Source organism: Pseudopedobacter saltans DSM 12145, assembly GCF_000190735.1.
Classification (GTDB): Bacteria; Bacteroidota; Bacteroidia; order Sphingobacteriales; family Sphingobacteriaceae; genus Pseudopedobacter; species Pseudopedobacter saltans.
Map to the genome: position 1 here is coordinate 2146068 of NC_015177.1, position 15592 is coordinate 2161659.

At 35.6% G+C, this 15592-nt stretch carries 16 protein-coding genes; 10 read left to right on the top strand and 6 right to left on the bottom strand.

The window, feature by feature from the left end; genetic code table 11:
- The first annotated feature begins 2 nt into the window (after positions 1 to 2).
- The 3 genes from PEDSA_RS09140 to PEDSA_RS09150 all read left to right on the top strand — a co-directional run bounded on the left by PEDSA_RS09140 (position 3) and on the right by PEDSA_RS09150 (position 2180).
- On the top strand, positions 3 to 206 hold the full coding sequence (locus tag PEDSA_RS09140) for a CcmD family protein (RefSeq protein ID WP_013632872.1): 204 nt from the start codon (positions 3 to 5) through the stop codon (positions 204 to 206).
- A gap of 103 nt (positions 207 to 309) precedes the next feature.
- Positions 310 to 1740, top strand: a complete 1431-nt coding sequence (locus PEDSA_RS09145) for a Glu/Leu/Phe/Val family dehydrogenase (protein ID WP_013632873.1) — start codon at positions 310 to 312, stop codon at positions 1738 to 1740.
- A 65-nt stretch (positions 1741 to 1805) separates the two neighbouring features.
- Positions 1806 to 2180 carry a VOC family protein gene (locus tag PEDSA_RS09150; protein WP_013632874.1) on the top strand — a complete coding sequence of 125 codons (375 nt, stop codon included), beginning with the start codon at positions 1806 to 1808 and terminating at the stop codon, positions 2178 to 2180.
- Between the two features lie 101 nt (positions 2181 to 2281).
- Here PEDSA_RS09150 and PEDSA_RS09155 read toward each other — a convergent pair whose 3' ends face one another.
- Complete coding sequence (locus PEDSA_RS09155; RefSeq protein ID WP_013632875.1) at positions 2282 to 2977, bottom strand: NUDIX hydrolase; 696 nt, start codon at positions 2975 to 2977, stop codon at positions 2282 to 2284.
- Between the two features lie 137 nt (positions 2978 to 3114).
- On the opposite strand from PEDSA_RS09155, the gene pfkA reads away from it, so the two are divergent.
- The 4 genes from pfkA (at position 3115) to asnA (ending at position 7427) form a co-directional block, all read left to right on the top strand.
- Positions 3115 to 4095 (top strand): 6-phosphofructokinase, encoded by a 981-nt coding sequence (gene pfkA, locus PEDSA_RS09160; protein ID WP_013632876.1) that lies wholly within the window; start codon positions 3115 to 3117, stop codon positions 4093 to 4095.
- Positions 4096 to 4947 carry a hypothetical protein gene (locus tag PEDSA_RS09165; RefSeq protein WP_013632877.1) on the top strand — a complete coding sequence of 284 codons (852 nt, stop codon included), beginning with the start codon at positions 4096 to 4098 and terminating at the stop codon, positions 4945 to 4947.
- A gap of 6 nt (positions 4948 to 4953) precedes the next feature.
- A complete protein-coding gene (gene gap, locus PEDSA_RS09170) occupies positions 4954 to 5949 on the top strand; it encodes a type I glyceraldehyde-3-phosphate dehydrogenase (protein ID WP_013632878.1) in 996 nt (331 codons plus the stop codon).
- A 470-nt stretch (positions 5950 to 6419) separates the two neighbouring features.
- A complete protein-coding gene (asnA, locus tag PEDSA_RS09175) occupies positions 6420 to 7427 on the top strand; it encodes an aspartate--ammonia ligase (RefSeq protein ID WP_013632879.1) in 1008 nt (335 codons plus the stop codon).
- A gap of 49 nt (positions 7428 to 7476) precedes the next feature.
- On the opposite strand, the gene dprA is transcribed toward asnA, so the two are convergent.
- The 5 genes from dprA to PEDSA_RS09200 all read right to left on the bottom strand — a co-directional run bounded on the left by dprA (position 7477) and on the right by PEDSA_RS09200 (position 12021).
- Complete coding sequence (gene dprA, locus PEDSA_RS09180) at positions 7477 to 8562, bottom strand: DNA-processing protein DprA (RefSeq protein ID WP_013632880.1); 1086 nt, start codon at positions 8560 to 8562, stop codon at positions 7477 to 7479.
- A 43-nt stretch (positions 8563 to 8605) separates the two neighbouring features.
- A complete protein-coding gene (gene rsmG / locus PEDSA_RS09185; protein ID WP_013632881.1) occupies positions 8606 to 9238 on the bottom strand; it encodes a 16S rRNA (guanine(527)-N(7))-methyltransferase RsmG in 633 nt (210 codons plus the stop codon).
- A complete protein-coding gene (locus PEDSA_RS09190) occupies positions 9228 to 9839 on the bottom strand; it encodes an RNA polymerase sigma factor (protein ID WP_013632882.1) in 612 nt (203 codons plus the stop codon). Before PEDSA_RS09190 ends, rsmG begins: the two co-directional genes overlap by 11 nt.
- Entirely contained in the window at positions 9830 to 10951 is a 1122-nt protein-coding gene (locus PEDSA_RS09195; protein WP_013632883.1) for a glycosyltransferase, read from the bottom strand. The genes PEDSA_RS09190 and PEDSA_RS09195 overlap by 10 nt, the downstream gene beginning before the upstream one ends.
- A 209-nt stretch (positions 10952 to 11160) precedes the next feature.
- Positions 11161 to 12021: an SDR family oxidoreductase gene (locus PEDSA_RS09200; RefSeq protein ID WP_041537377.1), complete on the bottom strand. Its 861-nt coding sequence runs from the start codon at positions 12019 to 12021 to the stop codon at positions 11161 to 11163.
- A gap of 148 nt (positions 12022 to 12169) precedes the next feature.
- Between PEDSA_RS09200 and tgt the strand changes: the two genes are divergently transcribed.
- The 3 genes from tgt (at position 12170) to PEDSA_RS09215 (ending at position 15457) form a co-directional block, all read left to right on the top strand.
- The gene (tgt, locus tag PEDSA_RS09205) at positions 12170 to 13300 is read left to right on the top strand and encodes a tRNA guanosine(34) transglycosylase Tgt (RefSeq protein ID WP_013632885.1); all 1131 of its coding nucleotides are present in this window, start codon (positions 12170 to 12172) and stop codon (positions 13298 to 13300) included.
- Positions 13300 to 14394, top strand: coding sequence for an LptF/LptG family permease (locus tag PEDSA_RS09210; RefSeq protein ID WP_013632886.1), 1095 nt, complete (start codon positions 13300 to 13302; stop codon positions 14392 to 14394). Before tgt ends, PEDSA_RS09210 begins: the two co-directional genes overlap by 1 nt.
- A gap of 175 nt (positions 14395 to 14569) precedes the next feature.
- A complete protein-coding gene (locus PEDSA_RS09215) occupies positions 14570 to 15457 on the top strand; it encodes a DMT family transporter (RefSeq protein WP_013632887.1) in 888 nt (295 codons plus the stop codon).
- Positions 15458 to 15592 lie beyond the last annotated feature (135 nt).

Here is a 15592-nt window from a genome sequence, read left to right on the forward strand (position 1 = left end):
ACATGAAAAAGATATTCACTATACTTTTTGCTTTATTATTTTCCATAAATGCTTTCGCAAATGAAAACGTAGAGATGGCCGATGCATTAAGAAGTTCAGGTAAAATATACGTTGTAGTCGCAGTAATTACAGTACTTTTCATTGGTTTGTTTTCCTATCTCTTTTCATTGGACAGGAAAATATCCAAAATAGAAAAAGATAAATAAAAAGCTCGTTACAAAACAAACAAAAAGCTTTCCTACTTGCTATAAAAATAATGGTTCTATAAAGATTATTTTATAGAGCCATATTATACCAAACTATAATTTTATGGCAGGAATAAACCAACAACAGGATTTTCATTTCTTTGATGATGTTTGTCGCTTTGTAGACAAAGCAGCACAATTTACAGATCACGACAAAGGTCTACTCTCCCAGATAAAAGCATGTAACAGTGTTTACAGATTCCAGTTTCCTATCAGAAGAGGAAATAGTTTCGAAATTATACATGCTTGGCGTGTAGAACATTCTCATCATATGATGCCTACTAAAGGTGGAATCCGCTATAGCGATATGGTGAACGAAGACGAAGTAATGGCATTAGCCGCCTTAATGACCTACAAATGTGCCATTGTAAACGTACCTTTTGGAGGAGGAAAAGGAGGTATAAAGATCAATACTAAGAACTATACAACTGCAGAGCTAGAAAATATCACCAGACGCTATACTGTAGAACTCATTAAGAAGAATTTTATAGGACCAGGAATAGATGTACCTGCACCGGATTACGGATCAGGAGAACGCGAGATGGCCTGGATTGCTGATACCTACATGATGATGAATCCGGGTTCCTTAGATGCATTGGGATGCGTTACAGGTAAGCCAATAGCCTTACATGGAGTACATGGCCGCAAAGAAGCTACCGGAAGAGGCGTTGCATTCGCCACAAGAGAATGTGTTTCAATTGCTGAAGATATGAAAAAGCTTGGCCTGTCGACAGGACTCGAAGACAAGAAAATTATTGTACAAGGACTAGGTAATGTTGGCTACAATGCAGCTAAGTACCTTATTGAGTTTGGTGCCACTATTGTTGGCATTTGTGAATACGAAGGAGCTATTTACAATGAGAATGGGCTGGATTTAGACGAAATCGTTTCACACAGAAAAAGTACCGGTTCGATTCTTGGCTACAGTAAAGCAAAAAAAGAATTTAGGAATTCGGGAGAAGGATTAGAACAGGAATGTGATATCCTGATTCCTGCAGCTTTAGAAAATCAGATCACATCAGACAATATCTCCAGAATAAAAGCCAAAATTATCATCGAAGGTGCAAATGGACCAACCACACCTGATGCCGCAGCAGCATTTATCGAGGCCGGTGGTATTATCGTTCCGGATATGTATGCCAACGCTGGCGGAGTAACTGTCTCCTATTTCGAATGGCTAAAGAATCTTTCCCATGTTTCCTTTGGAAGAATGGACAGACGTTATGCAGAAAATGCCAATAAGAACATCCTTAACACCATAGAGAGCGCAACAGGTCTTTCCTTGTCTGCAGCACAAAGAGCTATTATCGCTAAAGGAGCTTCCGAGTTAGAATTAGTAAACTCGGGATTGGAAGATACAATGGTACACTCTTATCATGAAATCCGCGAAAAGATGGTTTCCAACAATAAGATCCCCGATTTAAGAACAGCGGCATTCGTATTGGCTCTCGACAAAATCGCGACCTCTTACATCAATATGGGTATTTGGCCGTAGAAGCATTGTATAAGTATGTTAATCACATCGAATGCTTCACAGATGTATTAACAAGTATAACAGAGATGAATATTATAGGGTATTTCGAAATACAGTCATCAGAATCTCAAAGGGAAGTTAGGTTTTATAATAATGTGTTTGGGTGGATATTTACAAGAGACCACAACATTCCCATTGAATATTACCGAATATCAACCGGCTCTATCCATGGCGGTCTTTTAAAAAGGGCGACTCCGACACCTCCGCTGTCGTCGGAGACCAACGCTTTTACCTGTTCCATTCAGGTCGAAAATTTCGACCAAACAGCCAAATTAATTATACATAACGGAGGAAAGGTTGCTATGCCTAAATTTGCGATTGCAAAAAAGTGCTTTCAAGGCTATTTCACAGATCAGGACAACAACATTTTCGGAATTTTCGAGGTTGATGAGAACGCTTAATATTAAAAGTTAGCTATTCGATACTTAATCCTATATAATAAAAGGGCGTAAAGTCTGAATATTTCTTTACGCCCCTTCCTTATAAAAAGTCAACTGATATGTTAGTCCTTGGAAAAAGACAGCTCGTTTTGGAAATACTTACTATATTTCCTTCTATCAAATTTATATAATTTTGCCGCCCTGTAAGAAACTCCCTTTTGCTTTTCATCAAGCTCTTTCAAAATATCATAACCCAGAATTTTCTTTCTGAAATTCCGTTTGTCTAATTTCTTATTCAGGATGATTTCATAAAGATTCTGCAATTGAGTAAGCGTAAACTTCTCAGGTAATAATTCAAAAGCAAGTGGCTGATAACTTATTTTGCTCTTTACACGTTCAAATCCCTTTTCGAAAATACTTTTATGGTCAAAAGCAAGCTCAGGTAATTCTTTAATTGAAACCCAGGAAGCATTTTTTGCATATGCCGTAACCGGTCTTAATTCTTTGGGATTCGTCAATCTGATCATAGCAAAATAAGCAACAGTAATAATCCTTCCTTTTGGATGTCTTCCTAAATCTCCAAAAGTATAGAACTGTTCCATGTAAATTCCTTTAAGACCAGTTAGCTCATAAAGCACCCTTTCTGCAGCTGTATCAATGCTTTCATCATTATTCACCATATTCCCTGGCAAAGCAAACCAGTCCCCATATGGATCCTGATTCCTCTCGATCAATAAGATCTTCAGTTCTCCTTCATCAAAAGCAAAAATCACACAGTCGACAGAAAAAATCGAATTTAAATGTGGTAAATACGTCAAAATGATAAAATATTAAGTTTGTTAACCAATCAACACCTTACAAAGGTTAAAAAAAATTCTCAAAAAATACTACTTAGTGTAAAAAATACACGTATATTAGTAAACCCAAAACAAAACAAATTTTTCTCTATAATTTGATGTCTAAAATAAAAAAAATAGCAGTATTTACCTCAGGAGGCGACGCACCAGGCATGAATGCTTGTATAAGAGCTGTTGTGAGAACAGGAATACATTTCGGTTGCGAAATGGTAGGAATAAAACAAGGTTATCAGGGTATGATAGACAAGAATTTTATTCCTATGAATAGATATTCTGTTAGCAACATCATGCAATTGGGTGGAACTATCCTTAAAACTGCTCGTTGTTTAGAGTTTAAGACCGAAGAAGGGCAACAAAAAGCTTATAACAATTTAAAAGAAGCCGGTATAGATGCTTTGGTTGCAATTGGCGGTGACGGAACTTTTACAGGAGCAGAAAGATTATCTAAGAAATTCGACATTCCCGTAATCTGTGTACCAGGAACAATTGACAACGATTTATACGGAACCGATTTTACTTTAGGTTTTGATACAGCCACAAATACAGTAATTGAGGCTATTGACAAAATCAGAGATACAGCAGAATCGCATGACAGATTATTCTTTATTGAAGTAATGGGCAGAGATGCTGGCTGTATCGCACTTAGAGCCGGAATTGCTGGTGGCGCAGAAGCTATTTTATTACCCGAGAAAGCTACCGCTATAGATGATTTGATTACCACATTGGAAGATGGTGCAAAAAATTCCAAATCATCAAGTATAGTTATCATAGCCGAAGGTGATAAAAATGGCGGTGCATATAATGTAGCACAAAAAGTAAAAGAAAAAATTAGCTACTTCGACACAAAAGTTACTATCTTAGGCCACTTACAAAGAGGCGGCAGCCCAAGTAGTTTTGATAGGATTTTGGGAAGTAGAATGGGCTTTGCAGCTGTTAAAGCAATTCTTGCCGGAGAAACTCGTAAAATGGTCGGTCTAAAAGGAAACAATATCAGTTTCACTGACTTAGAAGAATCTATTACGAGACATGACTTTAAACTGGAAGATGACTTAATGGAAATGTCAACCATATTAGCGTAAATGATAGCTGTTGTTTATAGTGGATCGAGGTTTGCACATTGGAAAATTGCAGACAAGGACAAAGAAGTTATAGACATTCGAACACAGGGAATAAATCCGTTCTTTAATGACGAGAAGTATATTCTTAATCTTTTAAACAAGAACATTAAATTTATTCATAACGCCGAAAAAGTTAAGAAAATATACTTCTTTGGTGCCGGAGCAACTTCTAAAGCTAGAAATAGCATTATCCATGATGCCTTTTCTAAATTTTTCAGATACAGTAAAATTTTTGTTTATCACGATCTGGAAGCTGCAGCCAAAGCCACTTGCGATGACAACCCGGGAATAGTTTGCATTATGGGAAGCGGATCTAATGCCGCTTATTTTGACGGAAAGAAAATTACCGAAAATAATTATGGCCTTGGATATGCCATAGCCGATGAAGGATCTGCAAATTGGTTGGGTAAAATACTAATTAAACAGTATTTAACAAATACATTACCCGCTGATTTTCGGAAGATCTTCAATAAAAAATATGATTTAGACAAAAGATCTGTATTAGATAAGGTATATAAACAAGCTCATCCTAATCTTTTTCTTAGTTCTTTTGTAGATTTGCTGTTAGAAAATAAAAGTCATGCATTCGTGAAGGATTTTGTAAAGAAAGGATTTTCGATTTTTATGGAAACTTACCTGGTTCCTTTACGAGAACAATACGGAGAGCAGTTACCTATACATTTTGTAGGAACTGTATCTGCAAATTTTGAAGATTACTTAATAGAAGTGGCTCAAGAAAAAAAAATAGAGATCAAATCTGTTTTAAAAGAGCCCATTTATAACTTATTGAATTATTACGCAAATAAAAATTAAATAGAAATGAAAATTGGAATTAACGGATTCGGAAGAATCGGAAGATTAGCTTTCAGAGCTGCAATAAACAGAAGCGACATTCAGGTAGTTGGTATCAACGACTTGATCGACGTTGAATATATGGCTTACATGCTAAAATATGATTCTACTCACGGTAAATTTGATGGTACTGTAGAAGTAAAAGGCGGAAACTTAATTGTTAACGGTCAAACTATACGTGTTAGTGCTGAAAAAGATCCTGCAAACTTAAAATGGAATGAGATTGGTGCTGAATATATCATTGAGTCAACTGGCTTCTTCTTAACTCAGGAATTAGCTCAAAAACACATCGAAGCTGGTGCTAAAAAAGTTGTTATGTCTGCTCCTGCAAAAGATGACACACCTACTTTCGTTATGGGTGTTAATCACAAAAGCTTAAAAGCTGACCAAAACATCGTTTCTAACGCGTCTTGTACTACAAACTGTTTAGCTCCTATCGCTAAGGTATTAAATGATAAATTTGGTATCATTGAAGGATTAATGACTACAGTACACGCAGTTACTGCTACGCAAAAAACTGTTGACGGTCCTTCTGTAAAAGACTGGAGAGGTGGTCGTGGTGCTTACCAAAATATTATCCCTTCTTCTACTGGTGCTGCTAAAGCTGTGGGTTTAGTATTACCTGAATTAAAAGGTAAATTAACAGGTATGTCTTTACGTGTACCTACTGCAGACGTTTCTGTTGTTGACTTAACAGTTCGTTTGAGCAAAGGTGCTTCTTACGAAGATATCAAAACTGCAATGAAAGAAGCTTCTGAAGGCGAATTAAAAGGTATTTTAGGTTATACTGAAGATGAAGTTGTTTCTACAGATTTCTTGGGAGATGCAAGAACTTCTATTTTTGATGCAAAAGCAGGTATCTCTTTAAATGACAACTTCGTTAAAGTTGTATCTTGGTATGATAACGAGTGGGGTTATTCTAACAAAATCGTTGATTTAGTACAACATATGGCTACGTTATAATCATTACCTACTTAATAAACAAAAAAAGGCAGTTCTTACTGCCTTTTTTGTTTTCTTTTGCTTCTGAAACACTTATAAATCAACAAATAAAGCCCTCGATTATCCTTTCTTTAAAATAGTTCTTATTTATTTCACATTTACGGAAAATTTAAGTTGATTTTTTAAAAACAAAAACTACTTTTGCCATCGGAAAATCTATACTGCCGTATAAAAAGTAGTATTTGAAATTCTGCTCGATAAAAAAGGCTCACTTAAAACCATAAACTACTCATACATTGATGTTTATAAAAGCGAGTAAAAAACAATAAAAACAATAAAACTGATGTTTTATTGTTAATTTTACCAAAGTATTGAATAAATATTAAAAATTCGATATATATTCGAGTGAGATTATTTTAAATTTAGAAGACATAGCCATATTTAAGAGCAAGAGATGCAATCTGGCTTTTAAGTGAGATAAAACGCATATAATGAATTTTCAAAAAATGTTAAAGACAGAAGTTGCCATTACGCTTGTAAAAGAGACGCTAAAGACTCAACTTATAAGTCAATTGAATCTTATACCTGTCTCGTCCCCGATAGCTGTATTAGATGGTACTGGAATTAACGATGATTTAAATGGAACAGAACGTCCGGTATCATTTCCAGTAAAAGCTTTAGGTGAAAAGAAAGCGGTTGTTGTTCACTCTTTAGCAAAATGGAAGCGCTTAAGACTTAAACAACTTGAGGTTGATTTAAATTATGGCATTCTAACAGATATGAAAGCCCTGAGACCTGATGAAGATTACACACATATTCATTCTATATATGTTGATCAATGGGATTGGGAAAAAAGAATAGAGCCTTCTCAGAGAACACTTGAATACTTAAAAGAAACTGTTTCTAAGATATATGAAGCACTAAAATTTACTGAGAAATTTGTTGAGGCTCATTATCCGGATATCAAAGCTATATTGCCGGAGAATATTAAATTTATCTCTTCACAGGCACTTTTAGACTTATACCCTAACCTGACTCCAAAAGAAAGAGAAAATGCCATAACAAAAGAACATGGTGCCGTTTTCTTGTATGGTATAGGTGGAAAATTAAGTAATGGCGAGCCACATGACGGCAGAGCACCAGACTACGACGACTGGAGTACATTAAATAGTGAAGGAACCAATGGTTTAAATGGAGATATTCTGGTTTGGCATCCGATTTTAAACTGCGCTTTTGAGCTATCTTCTATGGGTATCAGAGTTGATAAAGCTGCATTAACCAAACAGTTGGAATTAAGAGAAAGCGAAGACAGAGCAAAACTTTCATTCCATAAAATGTTACTTAACGGCGAATTACCAGAATGTATAGGTGGTGGAATTGGCCAATCAAGAGTTTGCATGTTTATGCTTAAGAAATCTCATATAGGCGAAGTACAGGTCAGCATCTGGGCAGATGATGAAATTGAAAGATTATCAGCAAAAGGAATCGAACTTCTATAAGCGGATTTCGAGATATTACAAAAAAAGGGAAACTTAGCGTTTCCCTTTTTTAGTTTACCTTATAAATTTTCCCGGGTAAAGAAACAATAACCGACTTCATTTCCAAACCAAGTAAAGCGACCGCCAATTTACTCTGCTGCATATTTAAACTAACCTGCAGATCATCAATAGCTATCTGATCATGGGCTTTTATAACTTCAAACACAATCAATTCATCTTTATTTAAATCATGTATCAGCTTCAGCTGCTTTTCAGTTTTAAGTTCCTGCTTTTTCCATCCCATGATATACTCCAAATCTTCTACACCAGTTAATAAATGCGCTCTATTGGTCTTTATCAGAAAGTTGCAACCTTCGGAATACTCGTCGTCTAAACGCCCGGGAACAGCAAATACATCTTTATTATAAGAGTTAGCTATTTCAGCGGTAATTAATGCTCCGCCAGTTTTTGTTGCCTCAACTACAATTACAGCATCAGCCATGCCAGCAATTATTCTATTTCTTTTTGGAAAGTTTCCCCTGTCAACAAATGATTTAGGATAATATTCTGTCAACAGACCTCCATCAGAAAGCATCTGTTCAGCTACATTTCTATGCGCTGCGGGATAAATCAGATCTAACCCGTGTCCTAACACCCCTATTGTTGTAATGTCATTATGCAATGCAGCTCTATGCGCAAAAACATCAATACCATATGCCAGGCCACTAACAATCATTACGTTTTGAGCCTTCAAATTTGAAATAAGTTCATCACAAAATTGCTTACCATAAGTGGTTCCGTTTCGCGTTCCAACAACAGAAACAACCTTCTGTTTATTTAAGTCAGCATTTCCTTTAAAAAACAATAGTACCGGGGCATCTGCGCAATTGATCAAACGCTTCGGATATTCCTTATCTGTAATAAAAAGTGGTTTTATTTTATATTTTTCTACAAATGCAAGTTCTTCCTCTGCCCTTGCAAAAGATTCTTTTTCAAGTATTGCACTTATAATCTTAGATTTTGTTCCGAGAATAGCTTCCAGATCAGTTTTTGAAGATTTGAATATGGCTTCTGCACTTTCAATATGATTAAGGAGATGTCGAATAGTAAGATTACCCAGACCCTTGGTCAGGCCTAATGCAATTTCGTAAAACATATGGTTTATAATTGGTTATTATTGGTATTTTCAGGTACCTGCACTACTGCACAGGTACATAAACTACATATTTAGTCTCGAAAAACTCTTCTTCAAAAAGATCTTTCAAAGGATACAAAGCAATATTTTTCAGCTTAGATTCTTTCAGCTCTTGTTCTAAATCTCCGCCTTTTAAATATAACACTCCATTTTTCAAGCTGGATATAGAATCCTTTTTAAACTTATCTCTAATCCAAGGATAAAAATCCTTAAGCTGTGTAACAGCTCTGGAAACAACAAAATCAAACTTCTCATCGATTTGTTCAGCTCTGCTATGAGTTGCTTTCAAATTTTTCAAACCGATCCCTTTGGCAACCTCGCTTACAACCTTTATCTTTTTCCCTATAGAATCTACCAGGTGGAATTTTGTTTCGGGAAATAATATAGCTAAAGGGATTCCCGGAAACCCTCCCCCCGTCCCCACGTCCAACACGGATTGTCCTGGTTTAAATTCACATACCTTGGCAATAGCCAAAGAGTGCAGTATATGCCTTTCATATAACAGGTCTATATCTTTTCTGCTGATGACATTAATTTGCGAATTCCATAGAAAATACAAATCAAACAACTTATCAATCTGTTCCTTTTGCTTACTATTTAATTTTGGGAAATATTTGTATATAATCTCAGAACTCATTTCCGGTCTTTTTTTGCTTATTTAAAATGTTAGACAAGAGATCTCTTGCCCTGAAAAGTTGCGCTTTCACAGTACCTAAAGGAAGCATCAGCTGTTCTGCTATCTCTTCATATGATAGTTCATCGAAATATCTTAACACAACCAATGTGCGATACCTGTCCGGCAATCTGTTTACTATATCTTTCAATAGTTCACCTTGTTGCTTTTTAATAGAAGACTCTTCAGGGTTCATGTCGTTGCTTTGAATCGAGAACATATATTCCTCACCCTCGTCATTCAGCACACTATCTATTGATGTAGTTACAATTCTCTTTTTTCTGATAAAATCGATACTCCCATTTGTGGCAATACGAAATAACCAGGTACTAAACGCAAAGTCGGCTTTGTATTTATCCAGGTTTTCGAATGCTTTGGCAAAGGTCGAAACCGTTAAATCCATCGCATCATCTTTATTATTTACCATTTTCAAAACCATAAAGTAGATAGAATCCTTATAGCGATGCATTAATTCTGCATAAGCCCTTTGATTTCCACTTCTTGCACTTTGAACAAGGTTATAGTCATTTCGAGCGTTTTCTGAAAAATTAGGATTTATTTCCATGATACTTTTTTCCTGAAAAGTCGTCTAAAGCTAATAAACATTAAAAACAGATAATAAAATAAATCTAAAAACAACAAACTCCAAACCAGATCTTTGCAACGTAAAATAGTTAAAGATTTTTTATAAACTAAAGTTTGCAATAAAAATCTTATAAAGAAAATCCCCAATACGTAAGGCCACTGTATCTTAAAACTCAAACATACAACTAAAAATATATAAAAACCTATGGCCGATGTTCCTTGTAAACTCAATTGAAATTTATGTGCCTTTTTATATGCTGTACCGGCACCAAAATGTCTGATCTTTTGTATCCAATAGCTTTTCCAGGTGGTTTTTGGTGCACTATAAATATGAGACTGCTCTCGGATTTCTATTGCAGTATTATAACTACTAGCGTTTTGATTAACAAACAAGTCATCATCACCGGAAGGAATATGCATATGAGAAGCAAAGCCTTTATTCTTAAAAAAAAGGGACTTTTTATAAGAAAGATTACGTCCAACTCCCATATATGGCATTCCGTTAAGTGCAAAAGAGAAGTAATTCAAGGCAGTTTGAAATGTTTCATAACGTATCAGCCAGTTCAGTAATCCCTTTTTCTTTTCGTACGGAGAATAACCCAATACAATTTCCGTATCTGGATTTCTATAACTTGAGCACATAGTGGATAGCCATTCTTCAGATACTGGTTTACAATCCGCATCGGTAAAAACCAATATTTCATTTGAAGCAGCTTTAATCCCTAAAGTCATTGCAAACTTTTTACCTGTCTTATATAAAGCATGTTCCTCTTTAGTAACAACTTTTAGATTAGCATACTGCGCTTTAAAATCACGAAGAACCTCCTCAGAATTATCAAAAGAACAATCATTAACTACTACAACTTCAAAATCGATCCCCCTTTGCTGAAAAATCAAAGGCAGGTTTTCTTGCAGATTTTTAGATTCGTTTCTAGCGCAAATCACAACTGAAACTTTAAAGTCGTGATTTATCTTTTCCTGTTCCGGAACATATAAATTAAGCTTTCTTTGAACTATCAAAAGATAGTAAAGCTGAATCAGAAAAAATAGAAGTAAAAAGGCAAGTAAAGAGTATTCTAAATATGCTTCCAATTAAGTTTTATTTTAAGCTTGCAAATTTCTCAATTTAAACCAAAAAACAAATTTTAGTAGCTTAAAAAACACAACATACGTCAAAAATCGAAATAAAAAGATACAATTAACTCAATCAATTTCCTTTATTAAGGAGTGGGAAGATGAAGCAAAAAACCCTTAACGGATTTAAAAAACTAAACGAATATCTAAATTAAGGGCAATTAAAATTATGTATTTACACTTTCTCCTCCGTTAGGATGCAATACCTGACCGGAAATATATGATGCTCCTTGCGACGCAAGAAAAACGTAGCATGAAGCTACCTCGTTTGGCTGCCCTACCCGACCCATAGGAGAATCAGAGCCAAATTTGGATACCTTTTCTTTATCAAATGTCGCGGGAATCAACGGTGTCCAGATAGGGCCCGGCGCCACAGCATTTACCCGAATACCTTTTTTCATCAGAGACATAGACAATGAGCGCGTGAACGCAACTATTGCTCCCTTGGTTGCCGAGTAATCTAAAAGTTCAGGACTGCCTCTGTAAGCTGTCACCGACGCGGTATTAATAATACTTGAACCTTTTTTCAAATATTTCAGCGCTGCACTGACCATATAAAACTGGGAGAAGATATTTACGTCAAAAGTTCTTTTCAATTGTTCAGCAGAAATATCGGTAATTTCTTTCTGCGGAAATTGCAAAGCCGCATTATTAATTAATATATCAACGGTCCCAAACTTTTCAACCGTTTTTTCAACGATCTCCTGACAATGCTTTTCCATTCCCACGTCTCCCGGTATAACCAAACACAGAGAACCTTCTTTTTCGACCAACTCTTTTGTTCTTTTCGCATCTTCATGTTCATTCAAATAAGCAATAGCAATATTAGCTCCTTCATGAGCAAAAGCTACGGATATTGCTCTGCCGATACCGCTGTCTCCACCTGTTATCAACACCGTTTTTCCTTTAAAAAAATCTTTAGAGTCCCTTACCTTGTATTCTGGTTCAGGATTCATTAAATACTCTTTACCTGGTTGTTGAGTCTGCTTTTGCTCTGGCTGCTTTACTTTTTTCTCATCTTTTTTCATAGTTTTAGATATTTCTCTAATATTATCCATTACCATACCAAAACCAGTTCTATAGAAGTTCCAAAGGTTTCTTTACAAAGAAAGGAAGGTCACCTTAACTGTTTGTGCAGTAAATTTTACTATTTTTGCGCTCCTTATATTGAATTTGATGAAGTTTAAACTATCTGCACAGGATAAATTTTCGAAAGCAAGAGCCGGTGAAATAGAAACAGATCACGGAACGATACAAACACCTATTTTCATGCCTGTTGGCACAGCCGGAACTGTAAAAGCTGTCCACCAGAGAGAACTTAGAGACGATATCAAAGCCCAGATTATTTTAGGTAACACTTATCACCTTTACCTGAGACCAGGACTGGATGTCATTAAAAAAGCAGGTGGTCTTCATAAATTCAATGGCTGGGAAAAGCCAATCCTAACAGATAGCGGTGGTTATCAGGTTTATTCTCTAACGGAAGTAAGAAAAATCAAGGAAGAAGGTGTGACTTTTAAATCACATATAGACGGCTCTAAGCATCTTTTTACGCCGGAAAACGTAATGGATATCCAGCGAACGATTGGAGCCGATATTATAATGGCTTTTGACGAGTGTACGCCCTACCCATGTGATTATAATTATGCCAGAAAATCACTGGACATGACACACAGATGGCTAAAAAGATGTATAGACAGATTTGATTCTACTAAACCAAAATACGGATATTCTCAAACCTTATTCCCTATCGTACAGGGCTCTGTATATAAATATTTAAGAAAAAAATCGGCGGAATTCATTGCAGAACAAAACAGAGAAGGAAATGCTATTGGCGGATTGTCTGTAGGCGAGCCTGCAGAAGAAATGTATGCCATGACTGAAGTGGTTTGTGAGATCTTACCTACCGAAAAGCCGAGATATTTGATGGGTGTAGGTACTCCAATAAATATTCTCGAAAATATAGCTTTGGGAATTGATATGTTCGATTGTGTTATGCCTACCAGAAATGCCCGAAATGGAATGTTATTCACCAGAAATGGCATTATCAATATCAAAAACGAAAAGTGGAAGGATGACTTCTCTCCAATAGATCCGGACAGTGATTTGTATTCTGATTTAGTATACTCTAAAGCATATTTGAGGCATCTGATACATTCTAAAGAAATTTTAGGAGCACAAATTGCTTCATTACATAACTTACATTTTTATCTTTGGTTAGTAAAAGAAGCCAGAGAAAAAATTATATCTGGAGAATTTTACGAGTGGAAAAATAAAATGGTCAAAGTTCTGGGACAAAGGCTTTAATGAAATTTCTAGACAAATACATCAAACTGATTGATTGGTATATCATAAGGAAATACCTTGGTACATTTGTATTTACAATGGCCATCTTCACGTTAATTTCTGTTGTTTTTGATATATCGGAAAAACTGGATGACTTTTTGAAAAGCCGGGCCACATTCAGTCAGGTGGTGTTTGAATATTATGCAGGATTTATTCCATTTTACCTGAATTTTCTAAATCCGCTAATTAATTTTATTTCAGTTATTTTTTTCACTGCAAAAATGGCCGATCAAACTGAAATTGTTCCCATTTTAACCAGCGGAGCCAGTTTCAACAGATTTTTAAGACCATATTTTGTAGCGGCTACAGTCATTTTCATCTTCAACATAGGTTTCAATCTTTTCGTAATACCCGAGACCAATAGATTGATGATCAATTTCGAGAATACTTATACAAAAATCAAAGATACTTCAAGAAACAACGTCCACTTACAATTGGATTCCAACACGTATATATATATGGAATCCTTTGATAATCTTAGGAATTCCGGCTATAAATTTTCTCTCGAAAAATTTGATAAAAAGGATCTTAAAGAGAAATTAATGGCCGACAGGATATCCTGGGATTCAGTGAGCCACAAATGGAAAATTGAAAACTATACGATCAGATATGTTGACGGGTTGAAGGAGAAAATGGAAAATGGAACGGTGAAAGATACCACTCTTGACATGAAACCTATTGACTTCGATATCAGGGATAATATATATTCTGCAATGAATTTTTGGGAACTAAATGAAAAAATCGAGAAAGAAAAAATCAGAGGTTCAGGTGTTATGGTGAATTTGGAATTAGAAAAATATAAACGCTGGACTTATCCTTTTTCAACCTATGTTCTCACCTTAATCGGAGTAGCTTTATCTTCCAGAAAGGTTAGAGGCGGTGTTGGTTTACCATTAGGTTTAGGTATACTATTAAGCTTTGTTTACATCTTATTTATCCAGTTTGCGAATGTATTTGCTTTAAAGGGTGGTTTACCTCCAATTATAGCGGTATTGATTCCAAATATGTTATTTGGCGCATTGGGCGTTTATCTCGCTATTAAAGCACCTAAATAGCTTGTTGGTTGATTGGCCCTGGCGTATATTTGTAATAGCTACCGTAGCTCCGTTGATCTTTTTCAGTCTACGCTCTTTACTCTTTGATCATTAGCCTTAATACCTCACTCATGACCTAATGTATCAATTTCAATAGGATTAATTTATTACAAGGGGTTTACCCTAATTTTACATCATGAAATTGAAAATAAGCAACGATCTGATCTTACATTTCACGGTAATGATCTGGGGATTTACAGCTATTCTTGGCGCACTAATCTCCATCGGAGAAACCCATTTGGTTTGGTACCGGGTCTTGCTTGCAGCACTCTCTCTGTACATTTACTTCAAGATAAAAAAGGTAAACTTTAAAGTTTCCCGCCAAAGCTTTTTAAAGATTTTTGCGACGGGTGGAATTGTCGGATTACACTGGATTCTATTTTTCGGGTCTATTAAGGCTTCTACGGTATCCGTTGGAATTGTATGCCTTTCTTCCCTAACTTTATTTACAGCCATCCTGGAGCCTTTATTTAAAGCCAAATCCATTTCTTTCATGGAAATTTTGGTCGGAATTTTAATAATTTTCGGAATTTACACCATTTTTAAGTTCGAAACACAATATAAAACCGGAATTATAATGGGGATTTCAAGCGCGTTTTGCGCCAGTATTTTTTCCATAATTAACTCCAAGTTAATCAAAAACAACAGCGCTCCGGTCATTACATTTTACGAAATGTTAGGTGCCTTTTTCTGGATATCAGTTTATCTTATCATCACTCGCGGTTTTAATAATGAAATAATCCCAAACACTAAGGACATTATTTATTTATTAATTCTAAGCACCATTTGTACCTCCTTTGCATACGTATTAGGTGTACATGTAATGAAAGAACTTAGCGCTTTTAAAGTCGCATTAGTAACTAATCTGGAACCTATTTATTCTATCATCTTAGCATTAATTATATTCGGCCAGAGCGAAGCCATGACAAGCGGATTTTATATCGGAGCGATTATTATTTTGACTTCTGTATTTATGTATCCCATAATAAAAACCAGGTATACAAAACGGCAAATAAATCCTTAAAAAACATCCCGGTACAGTAGTAGCCTAATAGCGTATTTCTTCTGTTCCCTAGAGACATTTCACTATCTCTTTTTAACTCATTTATCAGCTATAAACGCAAGGCAAATATAGCACATATATAGGCCCAGCCAATAC